Origin of the sequence: Flavobacterium sp., assembly GCF_013823965.1 — a bacterium.
Lineage (GTDB): Bacteria > Bacteroidota > Bacteroidia > Flavobacteriales > Flavobacteriaceae > Flavobacterium.
On the sequence record NZ_PNNA01000030.1, the window covers coordinates 1 to 19987 of the forward strand.

18 protein-coding genes are annotated in these 19987 nt (G+C 34.2%); 9 read left to right on the forward strand and 9 right to left on the reverse strand.

Annotated features, from left to right (window positions below):
- The first annotated feature begins 131 nt into the window (after positions 1 to 131).
- The 7 genes from C0430_RS03145 to C0430_RS03175 all read left to right on the forward strand — a co-directional run bounded on the left by C0430_RS03145 (position 132) and on the right by C0430_RS03175 (position 9180).
- Complete coding sequence (locus C0430_RS03145) at positions 132 to 809, forward strand: hypothetical protein (RefSeq protein ID WP_290865396.1); 678 nt, start codon at positions 132 to 134, stop codon at positions 807 to 809.
- A 267-nt stretch (positions 810 to 1076) separates the two neighbouring features.
- A complete protein-coding gene (locus tag C0430_RS03150; protein WP_290865398.1) occupies positions 1077 to 1418 on the forward strand; it encodes a lipocalin family protein in 342 nt (113 codons plus the stop codon).
- 175 nt (positions 1419 to 1593) lie between these two features.
- Complete coding sequence (locus C0430_RS03155) at positions 1594 to 2688, forward strand: hypothetical protein (protein WP_290865400.1); 1095 nt, start codon at positions 1594 to 1596, stop codon at positions 2686 to 2688.
- Positions 2689 to 2878: 190 nt separating this feature from the next.
- Complete coding sequence (locus C0430_RS03160) at positions 2879 to 4378, forward strand: T9SS type A sorting domain-containing protein (RefSeq protein ID WP_290865402.1); 1500 nt, start codon at positions 2879 to 2881, stop codon at positions 4376 to 4378.
- Between the two features lie 254 nt (positions 4379 to 4632).
- Positions 4633 to 5817 (forward strand): MFS transporter, encoded by a 1185-nt coding sequence (locus C0430_RS03165; RefSeq protein WP_290865404.1) that lies wholly within the window; start codon positions 4633 to 4635, stop codon positions 5815 to 5817.
- Positions 5818 to 6112: 295 nt separating this feature from the next.
- The gene (locus C0430_RS03170; RefSeq protein ID WP_290865406.1) at positions 6113 to 6769 is read left to right on the forward strand and encodes a carbonic anhydrase; all 657 of its coding nucleotides are present in this window, start codon (positions 6113 to 6115) and stop codon (positions 6767 to 6769) included.
- A 293-nt stretch (positions 6770 to 7062) separates the two neighbouring features.
- A complete protein-coding gene (locus C0430_RS03175) occupies positions 7063 to 9180 on the forward strand; it encodes a DUF349 domain-containing protein (protein WP_290865408.1) in 2118 nt (705 codons plus the stop codon).
- A gap of 136 nt (positions 9181 to 9316) precedes the next feature.
- On the opposite strand, the gene C0430_RS03180 is transcribed toward C0430_RS03175, so the two are convergent.
- Positions 9317 to 9463 carry a hypothetical protein gene (locus C0430_RS03180; protein WP_290865410.1) on the reverse strand — a complete coding sequence of 49 codons (147 nt, stop codon included), beginning with the start codon at positions 9461 to 9463 and terminating at the stop codon, positions 9317 to 9319.
- A gap of 327 nt (positions 9464 to 9790) precedes the next feature.
- Here C0430_RS03180 and C0430_RS03185 point away from each other — a divergent pair, with 327 nt between their 5' ends.
- Together C0430_RS03185 and hemN are read left to right on the forward strand one after the other, a co-directional pair.
- Positions 9791 to 10270, forward strand: coding sequence for a hypothetical protein (locus tag C0430_RS03185; protein ID WP_290865411.1), 480 nt, complete (start codon positions 9791 to 9793; stop codon positions 10268 to 10270).
- 150 nt (positions 10271 to 10420) lie between these two features.
- On the forward strand, positions 10421 to 11785 hold the full coding sequence (gene hemN / locus C0430_RS03190) for an oxygen-independent coproporphyrinogen III oxidase (protein ID WP_290865412.1): 1365 nt from the start codon (positions 10421 to 10423) through the stop codon (positions 11783 to 11785).
- A 9-nt stretch (positions 11786 to 11794) separates the two neighbouring features.
- Here hemN and C0430_RS03195 read toward each other — a convergent pair whose 3' ends face one another.
- The 8 genes from C0430_RS03195 to C0430_RS03230 all read right to left on the reverse strand — a co-directional run.
- The gene (locus tag C0430_RS03195) at positions 11795 to 12496 is read right to left on the reverse strand and encodes a sulfite exporter TauE/SafE family protein (RefSeq protein ID WP_290865421.1); all 702 of its coding nucleotides are present in this window, start codon (positions 12494 to 12496) and stop codon (positions 11795 to 11797) included.
- Between the two features lie 72 nt (positions 12497 to 12568).
- On the reverse strand, positions 12569 to 13018 hold the full coding sequence (locus C0430_RS03200; protein WP_290865413.1) for a FixH family protein: 450 nt from the start codon (positions 13016 to 13018) through the stop codon (positions 12569 to 12571).
- Between the two features lie 28 nt (positions 13019 to 13046).
- Entirely contained in the window at positions 13047 to 14465 is a 1419-nt protein-coding gene (gene ccoG, locus C0430_RS03205) for a cytochrome c oxidase accessory protein CcoG (RefSeq protein ID WP_290865414.1), read from the reverse strand.
- Positions 14466 to 14711: 246 nt separating this feature from the next.
- On the reverse strand, positions 14712 to 15647 hold the full coding sequence (locus C0430_RS03210) for a cbb3-type cytochrome c oxidase N-terminal domain-containing protein (protein WP_290865415.1): 936 nt from the start codon (positions 15645 to 15647) through the stop codon (positions 14712 to 14714).
- 20 nt (positions 15648 to 15667) lie between these two features.
- Positions 15668 to 15847 carry a cbb3-type cytochrome c oxidase subunit 3 gene (locus C0430_RS03215; RefSeq protein WP_290865416.1) on the reverse strand — a complete coding sequence of 60 codons (180 nt, stop codon included), beginning with the start codon at positions 15845 to 15847 and terminating at the stop codon, positions 15668 to 15670.
- Between the two features lie 8 nt (positions 15848 to 15855).
- Positions 15856 to 18030, reverse strand: a complete 2175-nt coding sequence (ccoN, locus tag C0430_RS03220) for a cytochrome-c oxidase, cbb3-type subunit I (RefSeq protein ID WP_290865417.1) — start codon at positions 18028 to 18030, stop codon at positions 15856 to 15858.
- A 65-nt stretch (positions 18031 to 18095) separates the two neighbouring features.
- The gene (gene ccoS, locus C0430_RS03225; RefSeq protein ID WP_290865418.1) at positions 18096 to 18281 is read right to left on the reverse strand and encodes a cbb3-type cytochrome oxidase assembly protein CcoS; all 186 of its coding nucleotides are present in this window, start codon (positions 18279 to 18281) and stop codon (positions 18096 to 18098) included.
- Between the two features lie 113 nt (positions 18282 to 18394).
- Positions 18395 to 19987 (reverse strand): HAD-IC family P-type ATPase (locus C0430_RS03230; protein ID WP_290865419.1); only part of this gene is annotated, 1593 nt, incomplete at its 5' end.

Here is a 19987-nt window from a genome sequence, read left to right on the forward strand (position 1 = left end):
CCCCTTTTCAGGGACATTCCCCATCACCGGCTTGTACGCATTCCGCTTCGGAGCAAGCTCCTCTCGGAACGACGAACAAGCCGGAGCCCGTTGTGCGTAATTATACACAAAATACTTAAAAACAGAATATTATGAAAAATTTAATTTATCTTTTTTCTTTTTTAATCTTTATAAGCTGTGAAAAAGAAAATATTCAGAGCGGAATTCAGACGAAAGTTTCGGGGAAGCTTACGAATTATGATGGAGAACCAATAGTTAGTTCAAAAGTAAGAATTGGAGAATTTAAAAACAAATTTGTTTCTGACGGAGGGAGTACAGATTATTTTTCTAAATATGTAGATTCTACTTTAACAAATATTAATGGAGAATATGATATTACTTTTAAAACAACTGGAGAAGGTTCTTCATATAGATTAATTCTTGAAAATTCTCCAAATGATCAAAGTTATTATGGATTTTATGATTCAGTAGAAATAAAAAATTTAGGCAATCCATTTGTTTTTAATTACAATCAATTTACAAAATTATATCCTTGCGATGTAACAATAAATATGAATAATATTTTAATATTCCCCATTCAAATTTATCACGAAACTACAAGACGAATATTTAATCCTGAAATTGCTGCTAATACAATTTTTGTAAAAAGAATTTACATAACAAAATTTGGAATTCAAAAATTCACATTACAAAGAACCAAACCAAATGGAACTATACAACAAGCTGTTTTTAATTTTCCAGCAAGTAATTCGATATTATTAACAACCCAAAACATAAATTTGAATGATTCGGATTTTGTAGATATTTAAAAATAACTACGCACAACAGCGGTTTGCAAAAATGGCGGGTTTTGGGTTTAATTTGAAGTTGGTTTTGTACTTGGAAAATCAGTCCTTAACCGAAAGTTTAGGCTCGCTTAATCCGCCACTTCTGCAAGCCGCAAAACGATAAGCTCAATTGCCTGCCGCAGGCGCAACACAGGCAACTGGAGCCTATCGCCTTACCGTTGTGTGCAATTTTACCAAAATAACGCATAGAATTAAGAAAATAAAATAATAACTTAAAAATAATGTATTATGAAAAATTTTTTGTTTGTATTAGTGCTTTTTTTCTCGCTATTTTCTTGTAATCAAGATGAAAACAACATTCTGGATAATGGAACATATTCTGAAGTTACACCTGTTGCCGGCCGAACACAGATTAATTTTAAGTCAAATAATTCACTAGTTATTATCAAATCCGAAAATCCAGACGAATTTAACTACAAAATTAATGGCAATTCAATTAATTTAAGTAATAATAGTGGATTTACTAAGGATTTTGAATTTGTAAAAATTAATGAAAATGAATTTAAAATAGAAAATTTATATCCAAGCATTCCTGAAAGTCCTAAAACCTATATTAATTTCAAAAAATAAAAACTACACACAACAGCCGTTTGGCGAGATTGGGGTTTTAGGCTGAATTTAAAGATGGTTTTGTATTTGGGATGATTAGGCAAATCCGAAGATAAGGCTTAATTTAGTCCCAAACCCGCTGTAGTGCCAGAACGTTAGCGGAAATATTACAACAACACAATCCAACAGATAACATATGGAAGACATTTTTAAAAATTATGAAAAAACAATAAAGAAAAAGCATAGCGTAAATTTCACACCTAAATACAAAGAAGAATTTAGGACAAGTGTTAATAAAACTCTATTTGTAGCTATTGCTGAAAAAACAGTTGAAAAACTTGGTTGGGATTTAGTATTTAAAGATGAAAACAGTGTAGAAGCAAAACGAAAGGAAAAAAGCTTAGGTGTTGAACGCTGGACAGAAGCAATAACTGCAAGTTATGAATATGGTAATGTAGTTGTGAAAAGTGAGAGTTTGGGAAATGAAATGTGGGATGTTGGGAGAAACTCAAAAAGAGTTAAATTATTTATCTATGCGTATGAAGAAACTTTAAAAACTTTTGACAGACAATCACTAAATGAGCTTGAAAAAGAAATCGAAAAGAAAAATAACTGGGATGACTATGTAATTCCAGAAAGTTTGCCACAACCAATTAAAGGAAAGGAACCTAATATTTTGATACCAATTGTTGGTGGATTAATAATTCCCCTAATTCTAGGTTTTGCAATAGCATTTATTTCTGTGAAAGGAATGTATTTTATTGGATTATTTGAGTTTTTAGTAGCGACTGCAATTGCATTGACTATGAAACAATTAATCAAACTTTCAAATTTTACAGACTTCAATAAATTGCAGTATATATTAGCTGGAATGATTTTACTGATTTATTTTTCAAACCAATATTTCCAGTATGAAATCATTTTGAATGAAAATAATTATGACAGAATTGGATTTTGTGAATTTTTGAAATTAAGGTTTTCTCAAGGATTAACTATAAAAAACCTAAATACTGGTTGGATTGGTTTAATAATTAGTTGGATATTACAACTTGGGTTAACTGGACTTTTTGTTTATTTGAAAATTATTTCGATTTTGACAAAATACGCAATTGAGAGAGTTCCAGTTGAAGTTGTAGATTTTGCGTATTACCACTTTGTAAAAGAAAAGACCGAAGAAGAAGTGAGAAACGAGCTTGCTAAAAAAGGTTGGACTGACAAAATAAATCAAGACGAAGTATTTGAAGCAATTGGAGGCTTTCAAAGTGCAACTGAACTAAATAGAATAAAATAAAAATACTTCTGCTAACAGCAGTTTGGAAAAATGGCGGGTTCAGTGCTAAATTGAATATTTTTTTTTAAATGAAGTTTAGTGCTAAAATGAAAGTAAGTACTTCAAAATCCGCCACTTCGCCAAGCTGCGAAACGTTGGCAGAAATGTTAGAGCAAAATCAAGAATCTAAATCAATTTAAAAAAGCAATTCATGAAAAAAATAATACTCTTTTTAATTTTTAGTAATTCAATTATATATTCACAAACTGATGGTTCTCTAGATACATCCTTTGGGACAAATGGTAAAGTTGTTACAGATTTATCTTCATCTAGTACCGATTTTGCTCAAGATGGAATTCAATTACCCGATAATAAAATCCTTGTTACCGGATATACTACATTGAACGGTACTGATAATTTATTATTAAAATATTTGCCCAATGGAGAATTAGATCTTTCTTTTGGAAGTAGTGGAATTTCAATTATTAAATTTGGAAGTAATAAAAGTCAGGTGAGAAAAATTGCTACTCAATCTGACGGGAAAATTATTATTGCAGGTCGTTCAGGTCCTTCGATTGCATATGCTACGATTGCCCGAGTAAATTCTGACGGAACATTAGATACAACTTTTGGAACAAATGGAATTACGACAAAAATATCTGGTTCTGAATCTGATATACAATCTTTACATGTATTGCCTGATAATAAAATCATTGTTGTTGGATATGTTTTAAACAATAATGCAGATATACAAGTCATAAAATTAAATGCTGACGGAAGTTTTGATACTAATTTTGGGACAAATGGTGTAGCGGTTATTAATTTTGATTCATTATCTCAAAGAGCATTTTGTTCTGTTATGAATGGTGATAAAATTTTGATTGGCGGTGTGGTAAACAATCCCAATGAATCCTCTTTATTGTTACAATTAAATTCAAATGGCAGTATTGATACAACTTTTGGCATAAATGGTTACAGTTATGCTCAATTTGGTGCTAATCCTTATGATTATTATGACCGCTTTTTATCAATCAAAATATTTCAAAATAAAATATATGCGATTGGTTCAAGAGCTAAAGACTCTTTTAATTACAATATTAATCTAGCCAGATTTACAATTGATGGATTACTCGATACATCGTTTAGCGATGATGGTAAATTATTGATTGATACAAATAGTGAAAAAGATTTTGTACAAGACCTGAATATTTTATATGATAATTCAATTTTTCTCGCTGGAGGATCATCAACTTCAAGTTCAACTTATGGTTTTTTAATGAAATTAAACCAAGATGGAAGTTATAAGACAAATTTTGGAGTCAATGGTGTAATAACAAACATGAATTTTAGTGGAGTTCAAAAAGTAATTGTAAATGAAACTAATATTATTGCTATAGGTAATACTAACTCCCCGAGTAATGTAGCTTTGGCAAAATATAATAATTCTAATTTACTTAGTATCCAAGAAAATCAGTTTAAAAATAAAAATTTTAGTATTTATCCAAATCCTGTTGAAGACAAATTAAACATAATCTCCTTATCAAGACATCAAATAGATGCCGTAGAAATACTAGATGTTTTAGGAAAAAAAGTCTTTAAACAAAATCAGAATATAAATCAATTAAATACAGCAAGTTTTCCAAAAGGAATATATCTCTTAAAAATTTATTCTGATGGATTAATAGAGGACTTTAAATTAATCAAATATTAAAAACACTACTGCCTAACAGCTACTACAACGGATTTGGGCAATTTTCTTAATGGAATGATGGTTTTGTATTTGGGATGATTTACTTCGTCCGTTCGTCACGATAATTATCGAGACTCGGGTGACAAATCCGAAGAATAGGCTAAATTTAACCCCAAACCCGCTGTAGCACCAGAACGTTCGTTGTAATCGAAACAAACTGATAGCCCCAACCTCACAATGCAGACAATGAACGAACAGCAAAAAAGGACAACGTTTTGAAAAACATCACAAGAACCGTTTGGGTTTTATCGGTGGTTAGTTTGTTTACCGACACGGCAAGCGAAATGCTGTATCCAATTATGCCCATTTACTTGAAAACAATAGGTTTTTCAATTGTTCTAATCGGAATACTTGAAGGCATTGCCGAAGCAACGGCAGGATTGAGCAAGAGTTATTTTGGTCAACTATCCGACACTTCGGGCAGACGCGTTCCGTTTGTGCAAATAGGGTATGCACTCAGTTCAATTTCAAAGCCAATGATGGCAATTTTCACCTTTCCACTTTGGATATTTTTTTCACGGACAATAGATCGTTTTGGCAAAGGTATTCGAACTGGTGCCAGAGACGCTATCCTCTCGGACGAGGCTACACCGGAAACAAAAGGAAAAGTTTTTGGACTTCACCGTTCCATGGACACATTGGGAGCTGTCATCGGCCCCAGTTTGGCCTTGATTTATTTATATTTCAATCCACAGGATTATAAAACACTCTTTTTCATTGCATTTATTCCTGGAGTATTGGCTGTTTTATCTTCATTCTATCTCAAAGACAAAAATGTAATTGAGAACAAACCAAAAGTTAAAATCAATTTCTTTTCATTAGTACAGTATTGGAAGCAAAGCCCGGAGGCTTATAGAAAACTTGTCATTGGACTTTTAGTTTTTGCGCTTTTCAACAGTTCGGATGTATTTTTATTGCTTCAGGCAAAACAATCTGGGTTTGACGACACCATGATCATAGGCGTTTATATTTTCTACAATCTGATTTACGCTTTGTTTGCTTTTCCAATTGGCATTATTGCTGACAATGTAGGACTGAAAACAATTTTCATCATCGGATTATTGCTGTTTGCGACCGTTTATTTCGGAATGGCATTAAATACTAATCCTTACTTCTTTATTGGTTTGTTTTTTCTATACGGTGTTTATGCCTCAGCAACAGAAGGAATTTCCAAAGCTTGGATTTCCAATATCATAAACAAAAAAGACACGGCAACAGCGATTGGAACATTTTCAGGACTACAAAGCCTATGCGCCATGCTGGCTAGTTCTCTTACAGGACTAATTTGGTTTTCATTTGGAGCAACAACAGCTTTTGTGTTAACCGCAACCATGACATTGATCGTTGTCGCCTATTTTTTTACCTTACCCAAACCTACAAACGAAACACCTAAAACATGACGACTGAAGTACTTCCATAAAAATTAGTGACAAACTTTTACCCAACATCACTTCTACGAAATTGTTCAAAAAAACAAAAGCAATTCCCTTACATTTAATCACTAAAAACCTGCAATAAATAAAAGTATTTTTGATTATTTGTGGTATAGTTTTCCTAAATTTGATGCTTGTCTTGGCAGCTGTATTTTGGTGCAAACACAGTTCTTTTTCAGAAGGAAACACCAAAACTTTAACTCAATGAAGTTGTAGAGAAAAATAGAATCCTAAATTCAAAAACAAAATAATCAATAAAAAAATGAGAAAAAAAACTTTAATGTTGGCCCTAATTCTCGCCACAACTTTGAGTTGCAAAAAAGAAGCAAATCCAGAAGTGACACTAAACAAAAATGAAACTCCGATTGAAAGGTTAATTTCGGGAAATAAAAGATTTCTAGATGAAAAATTGATTCATCCACACCAAAACAAAAAGACCATTTTGGCAAATCAAGAGGCACAACATCCGTTTGCGGTTGTTTTGACTTGTTCCGATAGCAGGGTTGCTCCCGAAATACTTTTTGATCAAGGAATAGGCGATTTATTTGTCATTCGAAATGCGGGGAATCTAATCTCTGACATTGACATGGGAAGCATTGAATATGCCGTAGAACATCTCGACGCCAAACTAATCATTGTTTTGGGTCACACGGAATGTGGCGCCATAAAAGCTTATGTGGGCGATAAAAACAATGAATACAAAAAACACCTTTCCCATATAGATGACATCGTGGAAACCATTGCCAATGAAAACGAAGAAAAGAAAATTTCAAAAGAAAACAATTTGAATTCGTGCATCATTGCCAATATAAAACACTCTTATAAAATGATTGAAGACAATCCAATCGTCAAAGAAATGCATGCTAAAGTAGTTCCCATGCAATATGACATCCATAACGGAACCATCAGACAATTGTAAAAATCATAGTGTCTATTTTTAAAAAATTAATATCTGTAACAAGTTCCAGAAAAAGACTTTTCGACATCATGAAACAATTTTATCTCACTGATTACTAGAACAAACAGCAGCGAAATCCTTCAATTTTCACCTTTTATACAACTAAAAAAGACAGAAGAAATAACAGGAAATAGCTTCTTAAAAAAAAGGATTCACATATAAAATGACTATAAATAAGGGATTTTCTTTGAATTATGGGCAACCTTTACTATCTTTCGGACTCGAAAAAAAATTGAACCTTATACATTGAAAAGATGTTAGAAGAAAAGAATGATAACCTGCTTGGGGCAGATGGAAATTTAGAAATCAATTCACCAGAAATGATTCAAACCGAAACAACAGTTTTGGAAAATTTGGCAATCGTAGAAAACAGTAATGAACAAACTGCAGAACAAGTTGAAGAAATAGCTTCAACAATTGTAGATGGAGAATTACCCGTTGTCAGCACTGTAATCGAAGATGAAGTTACAGTAGATTTAGAAACACCGGCGAAGCCTGTAGAAACTGTTGCTGAAGCTATCCCAAACGATGGGGAACAAGAAAATCAATCATCCAACAACACCACTATCACAGACGCCATAGCCAACACAAATGCCGAGGAAAGCGAAGACGAAACGCTGAAAGAACGTCACGATATTCCCATGTTGGATTATGATGCATTGTCGTTAGAATCACTAGTGGACGAATTGAAAAATTTGGTCACCAATGAAAAAGTGATGTCGGTAAAAGATCATGTTGAAGAAATCAAGAAATCATTTTTGGCAAAATACATCCATCTTTTAGAAGAGAAAAAAGAGGAATTCCTTGCCGAAAACACAGATACAAATGAAGAATTTCAATACCATTCTCCATTAAAAACCACATTTGACCAGTATTATTCCTTGTTTCGGGATAATAAAAATGCGCATTTCAAAAGTTTACAAACCAATTTGAAAACCAATTTAGAAAACAGATTGGCAATTGTAGAGGAATTGAAAGAACTCATCAATCCGCAGGAAAACATCAAGGACACCTTGAAACATTTTAATGATTTAAGAGAGCGATGGAAAAATGCCGGCCCTATCCCAAAAGACAAATACAACCACGTTTGGAACAACTACCATTTTCACGTAGAAAACTTCTATGACTATTTACATCTTGACAGAGAAGCGCGAGACCTTGATTTTAAACACAATTTAGAACAAAAACAAAAAATTGTGGCACGTGTCGAAGAATTGGTCAACGAAGCCGATGTCAACAAAGCTTTTCGTGAATTACAGGATTTGCATAAAATTTGGAAAGAAGATATTGGTCCAGTTTCCAGAGAATTTAGGGATGAAATATGGAACAAATTCAGTGATTTGACCAAACAAATGCACGACAAACGTGAAGTTTTGTTTGAAAACATGCGAGGAACCGAACTGGAAAACCTGGAAAAGAAAAAAGAAATCATTGCCAAAATTGAAGTATTGGCCACCGAAAAAGTGAACGCACATTCGCAATGGTTACAACAAATAGAAAAAGTGGAAGCCTTGAGAACCGCCTTTTTCTCTGCCGGAAAAGTACCTTCGGAAGTAAATGAAGAAACTTGGGCAGGATTTAAAACTGCCGTGAGGAATTTTAATTCTTTCAAGAATTCGTTTTATAAGGACATCAAGAAAGACCAAAACAACAACCTGAACCGAAAAACAGCTCTTGTTGCCAAAGCCAAAGAATTGCAAGAAAGCACCGATTTTGCAGCCACGACTCCCATCATGAAGCAAATTCAAGAAGAGTGGAAACAAATAGGTCACGTGCCCAGAAAATATTCAGACAAAATTTGGGCAGAGTTCAAAGAAGCCTGCAACCATTATTTTGACAAATTAAAAGAACAGAAAAACGAGGAAAACAGCGAAGAAATTGAAGCTTTCGACAAAAAGAAAGCCTATTTGGAATCTTTAAGAGAGTTTCAACTAACCGGCGACCACAAAACCGACTTGGACGCCATAAAAGCACATATTGAAAACTGGAAAAGTTTTGGAAGAGTTCCTTTCCCGAGAAGACACATCGAAGGAAAATTCAACAAAGTACTCGATGCCTTGTTCGAAAAATTAAGTTTGAGCAAAAAAGACAGCGAAATGATGCGTTTCGCCAATAGAATCGATAGTTTATCTGAAAATAACGACTCTAGAAAACTGGAAAACGAAAAGATTTTCTTGATGCGAAAAATTGACGAAATCAAAAATGAAATTTTCCAATTGGAAAACAACATCCAGTTTTTTGCCAATACTCGAAATGCCAAAAAGGAAAATTCAATCGTGTTGGAAGTGCGTAAAAACATTGAAAAACACAGGGAAGAAATGGAGCTTTTAAAAGACAAGTTGAAACAAATAAGAAATTTGAATCAAGGATAAAACTTAAAGCCTTCAAACTACATCAAGCCTCAATTCAGAAAAATGAATTGGGGCTTTTTTTTAGAAAAAAAATTCAAAAAACTTAAATTTTAACTTTCATTTATCAAAAAAAACTGCCCAAAGTTGTCTGCAAACTTTACATTTGCAAAATGAATTGGATTCGGAAAACCTTTATTTTTATTGCATTTTCAATAGTTTTTTTATTTGCTTTTACCGCAAATAAATCTGCTGTTGACAAAATTCCGTCAGCAAAAAACAATTCTTCCTTTTCTGTAGATGGCATCCATTCTTCAGTTTTTATTCAGCCGCAAGCGAGCAGTATAGTTACTCCGCCTCACAAAACTGCAGATTTTTCAGCTTCAAAATATTTTGAAACGCTACTGGTTGTTATACCAGATTTAAAAATTAGTACCACTTTTACCCTTTTCGCGAATCAGGACATCAATCGATGTGAAATGGTTTCGCTCCTACTCTTTCCTTTCCATTTTTTTTGGTGATTTGACGTATGATTCCAGCATTAGAAGAGACATCTCTTCTAAATTTGAACTAATATCGTCAGATATTCAGTTCCTTTCATACTATATATTTAATTAAAAAAAACAAAAAAATAATGGACACATCAGTAACAATAATTGGACTTTTTATAACAATATTAATTGGAATTCCCCTTTTCTACGTTATGAGATCAAATTCAATAAACAATAACAAAATCAAGGAAATTAAAAACAAATACAGCCAAAACAATCGTCTGAAATTTGAATTGACGGAAACCCAAAACAAAAAGGTTTTGGCTTTAGACGAAAAAAACAAAGGATTTCTTTTTATGGATTTTAATTCGAAGGAAAAAGAAATTGTATACTTTATCGACTTAAATACCGTTGAATCCTGCAAACTGTCGATTACGGCCGAAGGAAATTCCAATACGATTGTAAAAATCGAGTTTGAATTTCAATACAAAAAAGACAAAAAAACAGAATTGATTCCGTTTTATAAAATTGAAAATGATCAAATAAATCAAATTTGTTTGCATGAAGATCATCAATTGGCAAAAAAATGGAGAGAAATTATCCAGGAATGTATTTCTAACTAATCACGTTTTTTTATATTTGATTATTAATTCATCAGAAGAGGTCTCAAAAGCCTCTTTTTTTGTTTGTGAAAGCACAATTTTTATATGATAATTATCATTTTAATATTAACAATCTCGGTTTACTTTTGAATAATGAAAAACTTGTTTACCATGAAAAATTCTATCCTTCAAAAATATAATGTTCCAGGCCCAAGATATACAAGTTATCCTACCGTTCCCTATTGGGATGAAAAAGATTTTACCTATCAAATCTGGATAGATACCTTGAAAAAATCTTTTGCGGAAAGCAATGCCAAAGAAGGATTGAGTCTTTATATACACCTTCCATTTTGCGAAAGCATGTGTACTTTTTGTGGGTGTAACAAGCGAATCACAAAAAATCACGATGTCGAGAATCCTTATATTGAAGCCGTTTTGAAAGAATGGGCTTTGTATTGTGATATTCTTGACGAAAAACCCATCATAAAAGAAATTCATTTGGGTGGAGGAACACCTACTTTTTTCTCCACAAAAAACTTGGAAGACTTAATAAGCGGTATTTTTTGTTATGCTGAAAAAGCCAAAGACCATGAATTCAGTTTTGAAGGTCATCCCAACAACACGACCCGAGCGCACTTGCAAAAATTATACGATTTAGGTTTTAGAAGAGTTAGTTTTGGCGTCCAAGATTACTCTGAAAAAGTGCAAAAAGCCATCCACCGCAATCAACCTTTTCACAATGTTGCGAAAGTTACTTTTTGGGCAAGGGAAATTGGTTATACATCCATTGGTCACGATCTTATTTTTGGATTGCCTTTTCAAGGAGTCGATGACGTGATTGATACTATCGAAAAAACACATTCGCTGCAACCGGACAGATTAGCCTTTTATAGTTATGCACACGTGCCATGGATAAAAGGAAATGGACAACGCGGATTCAACGATGAGGACATTCCAAAAGACGAAGAAAAAAGACAACTTTATGAAGTTGGAAAAGATTTATTGTATGAAAATGATTATTATGAAATAGGAATGGATCATTTTGCATTAAAAACCGACAGTTTGTTTGATTCCTTCAAAACCGGGAAATTACATCGTAATTTTATGGGATACAGTTCGTCTAAAACGCAATTAATGATTGGATTGGGCGTTTCTTCCATTAGTGACAGTTGGTATAGTTTTGCCCAAAACGTGAAAGGATTGGAAGAATATTATGCCTTATTGGAAAGCGACAAATTACCTATTTTTAGAGGACATTTGTTAACAGCGGAAGATCTTATCATTAGAAAACACATTTTGAACATTATGTGCCAATTTGAAACTTCTTGGGAAGATCCATCTAATTATATACCCGAAATTCCAGAAATTTTACTCCAACTGAAAGAAATGAAAAATGACGGATTGGTCGTTATTAAAACAAATGGCATTCTGGTTACGGATGCCGGAAAAGCTTTTATCCGTAATATTTGCATGGCTTTTGATTTGCGTTTGAAAAGAAAGACACCAGAAACACAGTTGTTTTCGATGACTATTTAAATAACTGTTCTAATGACAGTTAGGAGTTGCCTGAACAAACAAACTCATGTCAGAAGGTGAAACATAAGGAATTCCCAAGCCCAAACCTCTTAAAATAAATAATACCCCCATTGCCACGGCAACATAGGGAATGATTTTTTGAATCTTGTTTCGAACAGGAACCGTCAAAAAAGAATGGAGATAGACCACCGTGCTCATCATTGGTACGGTACCCAACCCAAACAAAAGCATGTACAGCACTCCAAAACTTTCGCTTTGCATGGCAATGGCTCCAAACAAGGCGACATAAACCATGCCGCAGGGCAAGAAACCATTAAGCAACCCAATGGTAAATAGTGATTTGTAGCTTTTATTTTTGAATTGTTTTCCTAAAGTGGATTTAATTTTAGAAATCAACACGAAAACAGGTTTTGAAAAATTGTATCTAGCAAATACTTTCTCGGGAATCAAAATTACCACAATCATCGCAATGCCAATAAATATGGACATTTTTTGTTGCATTCCGGCAAGAAACAATCCTTTTCCCAATAATCCAAAAAACAAACCAATTGAGGCATAGGCCATCAATCTCCCAAAATGATAGGTCATGATTTGGGTCACCTTCTTGGCTTGATTGTCTCTATCCACAGGCAACATCATGGCGATTGGGCCACACATTCCGATGCAGTGAAAACTACTGATTAAACCGAAGATGAAAGCGGTGTAAAGCATAAAAAAGTCTAAAATCCCAAAGTCTAAAGTCATAAAGTAGTTTATTTTATTTTAAAACTTTAGACTTTATGACTAATTAATATAAATAGTATCTTTTGTCAGATATTGTTTTCCTTCATATTGCCATTCCATATTGATATTCCAGCGACCTCCCAACAATCTTTTCTTTGGCACTACCAAAGAAGGACTGGAAAGAGAAATAGGAACTTCAAAATCAAATTTTTTGTTGGAAGGCCTATAAAAAACCACTTTACCCTTGATGTTTTTTGGAGTAAACACTTCAGGAAAAACTATGGTAATTCCATCGGAAGCATTAGTTATTGTAGGCTTTTGCACTAAATCTTGTGCTTCTTGGATTCTTGCCATTTCATCCCCAAACTTTGCATCATGTTTGTAGTATTCTTCTACAACCAATTCATTGTCGTATTTAGAATTAGATTGCACGGTGAAAACAAAATATAAAATAAAAGTTATAAATATTGCAAATGCTATCACAATTCCAGTTCCCCAATTAATTTTCATGTCGTTTTATAGTTTAAAGTTTAAAGGGTTAATCAAAACTCCTTGGGCTTAAAAAATTAGTATGGCTTGTTTCAATCTTTTTATCTCCATCATAAACGTCAATTTCCAGTTTAGTCTTGTCGCTTTCCAAAAGATATTGGTTGATTTCCACAAACAAAGTACCACTTTTCATTCCTTGTTTGGGCACTTTTAAATCTTGTTCACCCACCACTTTAAGATTTCCTTTTATTCCAACCAATTTGAAATGAATATCATTGAAATTATTATTGGTTTTATTGATAATCTTGAATGTGTAAATATTGCTTATATTTTCACCTTTATGTTGGTACAATTGCCCTGGAAGACGTAAAATAACCGCTTCGACATCCGTGCGCAAGAACAATAATCCAATTAAAATTCCAACCAATATGAACAATACAGCAGAATACCCTTTCATTCTTGCCGTAAACTTGAACTTGGAATTTTTCTCAATTTCATCTTCTGAAGCATAGCGGATTAGTCCTTTTGGCAATCCAACACTTTCCATCATCGAGTCGCATTCATCTATACAGGCAGTACAATTCACACATTCGAGTTGCGTTCCGTTGCGAATGTCAATTCCTGTTGGACAAACGTGAACACATTGTTTACAATCTATACAATCTCCTTTCCCTGAAGCTGCCCTATCTTCTTGTTTGTTAAATTTGGCCCTGCCCAATTCTTTTTCGCCACGAACAAAATCATAGGCAACATTGATGGATTTATCATCCAATAATACGCCTTGCAACCTTCCGTAAGGGCAAGCAATGATGCAAACCTGTTCTCTAAACCAAGCAAAAATAAAATAAAAAACCCCGGTAAAGATAAATAATGAAATTAATGTGCTGAGATGACTTTCCGGTCCATCTTCAATCATTGTGATTAGTTGGTCGCTTCCAATTAAGTAAGCAAGGAAAACATTGGCAATGAAAAATGAAATGATTAGAAAAACAGTCCATTTAACAGCTTTTTTTCTTATTTTTTCGGCATTCCACTCTTGTTTTTCCAAACGAATTTGGGCACCTCTATCGCCTTCAATCCAGTATTCAATTCTACGAAAAACCATTTCCAGAAAAATAGTTTGAGGACAAATCCATCCGCAAAATATTCGACCAAAAATTACTGTAAAAAGGATGACAAAAACAACACCCACAATCATCGAAACCACAAACAAGTAAAAATCTTGTGGCCAAAATGGAAATCCGAAAATATTGAATCTTCTTTCCAAAACGTTGAACATCATGAATTGGTTGCCGTTAATCTTGATGAAAGGATTCGCAACAAGAACAATCAGCAAAAAATAACTGACCCACTTTCTGTAATCATAAAATCTGCCAGAAGGTTTTTTAGGGAAAATAAATTTTCTGTTTCCTGCTGAATCTATTGTTCCGATGGTATCTCTGAAAGCTTCGTCTGGTAATTTTGACATTGTTAAAATTTTAAAATTTAAAGGTATAAAATTAAAGTTTTGAATTCATTTACTTTGAAACTTATGTTACATTACTTCAAAAGAATTGATTTTATTGTATAAAACTGGTTCAGATAAAATTCACGATTATTTCTTTGTTATAAAACAGCTATTCTATTAAAGTCAAATTATATTTCTGAATAATTATACAAAAAACAAATCCTGAAATAATTCAGGATCTGTTCGCTTTATATTTGTCTTTAATTTTTATTTTACTTTTGTACTGTCTGCGGCAACGGGAGCTGCAGCGGCAGTTTTAGGCGCATTTTCATCAACCCAGATTTCACCTTCGGGTGCTTTAGGGTCTTTAGGATTGCTTCCTTTTAATGACAATACATAACTGGCAACTTCCTGCATTTCTTTAGGTTTCAATGTTCCTTTCCAGGAAATCATTCCTTTTCCGTCACGTCCACCATTTAGGAGAGTGTGAAAAACATTTTTAATTCCACCACCCAAAATCCATTGATCATCCGTTAGGTTTGGTCCAATTTGCCCACCTGCATCAGCTCTGTGACAAGGGACGCAATTAGCTGTAAAAATGGCTTTTCCAGCTGCAAGATCTGCTGGGTCGGTCAACAAGGTAACTGTTTTTTCGTCCATTAAATCTGGTGCCGTTTTTTTGTATTCTGCAATATCAATTTGGGCTTGAGCCATTTCTTTTTTCAATTCCATTTCTTGGTTGTCTGCGCCCATAATTTCAAAACGAACTAAATACACTACCGCAAAAATGATACAAATGTAGAACAAATAAACCCACCAAGGCGGTAAATTATTGTCCAACTCTTTGATGCCATCATAATCATGCTCCAACAGTAATTCGCCTTCTTTTTCAATTGGCACTGACTTGGTAAGCATTTTCATTAAATTTTTATACCAACTACTATCTTTAAAACTGATGTTTGTAGTTTCTGCCAATTTTATTTTTTGTTCCTCGGTCAGCAATTGATAAGTGATGGTGTCAACAGCTTTAACCGTAATTTCTATTGCAATAAGAAGAAATAAAAACACGAATAAAAATAGGGAAACCATTGGGAATTTTATAAATGCTGGTTTGTCACCAGAGTCAATAAAATATTCCATTGCACCAAGAACAGCGAAGAAAATAAGTGTTACTCTTAAATATGCCGGGATTAATTTTTTCATTTTTATATCTATTTTGAAAATTATATTGTTTGATTGTCGTTTAATGGAATTTGACTCATTTCGTCAATCTTTTCTTTCTTGTATGAAAACACCCAGATGCCAAGTCCCACAAAAAAGACAAAGAAAATCAATAATGAAAGTATTGGATACACCGCCACTCCAGCGATGGTTTCCATATTGTGTTTTATTTGTTCGAACATGACTAACTTTATTTTACTTTAATGTCAGTTCCCAAACGCTGAATGTAGGCGATTAACGCAACAATTTCTCTTTCATTCATTGGAACAAATTTTTCTCCTCTGGCTTCTGCTTTTTTCTTGCTGTTGTCATAACTTTTCACAAAGTCAGGATCATTTTTCAAGCTTTCCTCGATTTTGACAGCTTGAGCTCTCAAATCATTTTCGGCATTTGCAATTTGTGCATCAGTGTAGGGAACTCCTAGGGTTACCATAACTTGCATTTTCTTTTGGATTAAAGAATTATCCATCGATTTGTTATCGAACAACCATTTGTAAGCCGGCATAATGGAACCTGCAGAAATACTTTGTGGACTCCAAAAGTGGTTAAAATGCCAATTGTCATTGTATTTTCCACCTTCTCTCAATAAATCTGGACCTGTACGTTTTGAACCCCAAAGAAATGGATGATCATATACAAATTCCCCAGCTTTGGATTGTGGTCCATAACGTTCCACTTCACTACGGAAAGGACGCACCATTTGAGAGTGACAACCCACACATCCTTCACGAATGTATAAATCACGACCTTGCAATTCTAATGGTGAATATGGTTTCACGCTAGCAATGGTTGGAATGTTGGATTTTACCATAATCGTAGGAACAATTTGAACAACTCCACCAATAAGGATGGCAATGACAGCAAAAATTGTTAATTGGATAGGTTTTCTTTCTAACCAAGCATGGTATTTTTCGCCTTGAATTCTTCCGGCGCTAATTTTTTGTAATTCAGGTGCTTCTGCCAATTCATCTTCGATAGTTTCACCAGCTCTCACGGTTTGGATAATATTGTAAACCAACACCAACATACCTGTGAGGTATAATGTTCCACCAATGGCTCTCATCCAATACATTGGCATAATTTGAGTTACGGTTTCAAGGAAGTTACCATAAGTCAAGGTTCCATCAGGGTTAAATTGTTTCCACATCGATGCTTGGGTAAAACCAGCAACATACATAGGTAGTGTGTAAAGTATAATTCCCAAGGTTCCAATCCAAAAATGGAAATTGGCTAATTTAGTAGAATACAATTCTGTTTTGGTCATTCTTGGTATCAACCAATAAATAATACCGAAGGCCATAAATCCGTTCCAAGCTAATGCTCCAACGTGAACGTGAGCAATAATCCAATCCGTGAAATGCGCAATTGCATTTACGTTTTTAAGAGACAACATTGGCCCTTCAAAAGTTGCCATACCATAACCCGTGATGGCTACAACAAAGAATTTTAAAACTGGCTCCACACGTACTTTATCCCAAACTCCTCTCAAAGTCAACAATCCGTTAATCATACCTCCCCAAGATGGAGCTATCAACATTATGGAGAACACAACACCCAAGTTTTGTGCCCAAGTAGGTAAAGCCGAATATAATAAATGATGTGGTCCTGCCCAGATGTATAAAAATATTAATGACCAGAAGTGAACAATTGATAATCTATAAGAATAAACCGGACGATTTGCCACTTTTGGTACAAAGTAATACATTAATCCCAAAAACGGAGTAGTCAAGAAAAAGGCAACCGCATTGTGACCATACCACCATTGAACCAAGGCATCTTGAACTCCTGCGTAAACAGAGTAACTTTTCATTCCGCTTACAGGCAATGCCAAACTATTGAAAATATGCAATACTGCAACCGTTACGAAAGTGGCGATGTAAAACCAGATGGCTACATATAAATGACGCTCTCTTCTTTTTAGGATTGTACCAATCATGTTGACACCAAAAGCTACCCAAATCAAGGCGATAGCAATATCGATTGGCCATTCCAATTCGGCATATTCTTTAGAAGTGCTGTATCCCAAAGGCAATGAAACTGCCGCAGCCACAATAATCAATTGCCATCCCCAAAAGTTCAAGTTGCTTAAAAAATCACTGAACATCCTGGCTTTTAACAATCGTTGCAAGGAATAATAAATTCCGGCAAACATTGCATTTCCCACAAAAGCAAAAATTACCGCATTAGTATGTAAAGGTCTTAATCTACCAAAACTCAACCACGAAATTCCGTCGGTCAGGTTTGGAAAAAGAAACATCAAGGCCAAAATAAGCCCCACCAACATCCCCACAACACCGAAAACGATGGTTGCGTAAATGAACTTCTTTACAATTTTGTTGTCATAATAAAACTGTTGCATTTCCATAAATAGTTATTTGTTAATTGGTTTAATGGTTTAAGATTCTATAGGTTTTTTTGTATTCAACTGGCCTATGATGGGTTTTCGACTTTGGGCTTTTCAACTTTGGAATGAATTAATTCATCATCAAAAAGCATTCTGACCGAAGGAGTGTAATCATCATCGTATTGCCCTTTTTTAACTGCCATTATGAAAGCAACAAAAAAAACAATAGCAACAAGTATGCTGATGGAAATAAGTAAATAGATAACACTCATATTGTAGAATTACGCGAACAAAAATACTTTATAGTCTTTTTTCAAAATATGACATTTATCATATTTTGATTATTTGTTAAAAATATAAAAAAAATTCAATTAAAAGGCCTTTTTTACTTTAATCTTCTAGCATAATAATTACTCATGACCGTCACAAAACTGACAATTGTGACCGTGCTTAAAGGCATGATAATGGCTGCCACCAAGGGCAACAAGTTCCCTGTAATGGCAAATGACAATCCTACAACATTATATAATAACGATAATGCAAAACTCATTTTTATGGTGGTGATGGCTTTTTGGGAAAGTTTTAAAAAATAGTCTAACTTTTTGAACTCTCCTGCATCAAGAATTGCATCACAAGCCGGTGAAAAAACATTGACGTTTTCGGAAATTGAGATTCCAATATTACTTTGTGCCAAAGCTCCGGCATCATTCAGCCCATCGCCTACCATCATCACGTTTTTGCCTTCTTGCTGGAGTTTCTTGATGAATTCCAATTTTTGTTCCGGCTTTTGATTGAAGACCAATTCCGTTCCTTTAGGCAAAATACTTTCCAAGGTAGCTTGTTCCCCTTCATTGTCACCAGACAAAACTTTTATGTGATAGTTCTGGCTTAATTTCTCGAAAAGTTCCGCCAAGCCTTCCCTGTATTGATTGTTGAAAATATATTTTCCGCAATACACTTCATTAATCTTGATGTGAACGGAAGTTTGTTGAATGTTATTTTCTTCCGAATTCCCAACAAAAGCAGCTGAACCTATTTGAACTTGATTTCCTTCAACGTCGGCTTGAATTCCTTTTCCCGTGATTTCCTCAAAATTATTGATTTTGTAACGTTTGCCCTCCGGCAAAAATTCATACAACATTCTGCTTAATGGGTGATTGGAAGCTCGAAGCACGTTTTTGACAATCATCAAATTCTCCGCTGAAAGTTCATTTCCTTCATAAGAGATGTTCGATTTTTTATTGGTGGTAATGGTTCCGGTTTTATCAAAAACTATCGTGTCGACTTTGGCCAATTGCTCGATGACCAAGGCATTTTTGAGATAGAATTTCTTTTTACCCAAAATTCGCAATATATTCCCCATCGTAAAAGGTGCCGTCAATGCCAATGCACAAGGGCAAGCCACGATTAACACTGCCGTGAAAACATTGAAAGCAATATTGGCATCAATAAAAATCCAATAACCAAATCCCGCAAAAGCTATTATCAACAGTATGGGCGTAAAATAACGACTGATGGTATCGGTAATGGATTTATGTTTTTGTTCCACATTTTTCTGGAAAACGTCGTTGCTCCATAATTGTGTCAAATAGCTTTGAGAAACCGAATGCAAGACTTCCATTTCGATTACTTTCCCCATTTGCTTTCCTCCGGCAAAAACTTTATCACCGGATTTTTTGGTAATGGGAACGGCTTCCCCGGTAACAAAACTATAATCAATTTCAGCTTTTTCAGAAATCAAAATTCCGTCTACCGGAATCAATTCCTGATTCCTGATCAATAAGCGATTTCCCTTTTCGATATCATAAATTGGAACGCTTTCTTCTGAAGTATCGGTGTTGATTCTGGTAATTGCTATTGGAAAATAAGACTTGAAATCTCTTTCGAAACTCAAGAAACTATAGGTTTTGATTTGGAACATTTTGCCCAAAAGCATAAAGAAAATCAAACCCGTCAAACTGTCGAAAAAACCGGAACC

Coding starts and splice junctions, on each gene's coding strand:
- C0430_RS03160 (WP_290865402.1), top strand. CDS start 2,879: ATGAAAAAAATAATACTCTTTTTAATTTTTAGTAATTCAATTATATAT.
- C0430_RS03195 (WP_290865421.1), bottom strand. CDS start 12,496: ATGCTTTACACCGCTTTCATCTTCGGTTTAATCAGTAGTTTTCACTGC.
- hemN (WP_290865412.1), top strand. CDS start 10,421: ATGAAAAATTCTATCCTTCAAAAATATAATGTTCCAGGCCCAAGATAT.
- C0430_RS03200 (WP_290865413.1), bottom strand. CDS start 13,018: ATGAAAATTAATTGGGGAACTGGAATTGTGATAGCATTTGCAATATTT.
- C0430_RS03155 (WP_290865400.1), top strand. CDS start 1,594: ATGGAAGACATTTTTAAAAATTATGAAAAAACAATAAAGAAAAAGCAT.
- C0430_RS03180 (WP_290865410.1), bottom strand. CDS start 9,463: ATGCCATCTACAGAAAAGGAAGAATTGTTTTTTGCTGACGGAATTTTG.
- C0430_RS03145 (WP_290865396.1), top strand. CDS start 132: ATGAAAAATTTAATTTATCTTTTTTCTTTTTTAATCTTTATAAGCTGT.
- C0430_RS03215 (WP_290865416.1), bottom strand. CDS start 15,847: ATGTTCGAACAAATAAAACACAATATGGAAACCATCGCTGGAGTGGCG.
- ccoN (WP_290865417.1), bottom strand. CDS start 18,030: ATGGAAATGCAACAGTTTTATTATGACAACAAAATTGTAAAGAAGTTC.
- C0430_RS03150 (WP_290865398.1), top strand. CDS start 1,077: ATGAAAAATTTTTTGTTTGTATTAGTGCTTTTTTTCTCGCTATTTTCT.
- C0430_RS03175 (WP_290865408.1), top strand. CDS start 7,063: ATGTTAGAAGAAAAGAATGATAACCTGCTTGGGGCAGATGGAAATTTA.
- C0430_RS03210 (WP_290865415.1), bottom strand. CDS start 15,647: ATGAAAAAATTAATCCCGGCATATTTAAGAGTAACACTTATTTTCTTC.
- C0430_RS03170 (WP_290865406.1), top strand. CDS start 6,113: ATGAGAAAAAAAACTTTAATGTTGGCCCTAATTCTCGCCACAACTTTG.
- C0430_RS03185 (WP_290865411.1), top strand. CDS start 9,791: ATGGACACATCAGTAACAATAATTGGACTTTTTATAACAATATTAATT.
- ccoS (WP_290865418.1), bottom strand. CDS start 18,281: ATGAGTGTTATCTATTTACTTATTTCCATCAGCATACTTGTTGCTATT.
- ccoG (WP_290865414.1), bottom strand. CDS start 14,465: ATGTCAAAATTACCAGACGAAGCTTTCAGAGATACCATCGGAACAATA.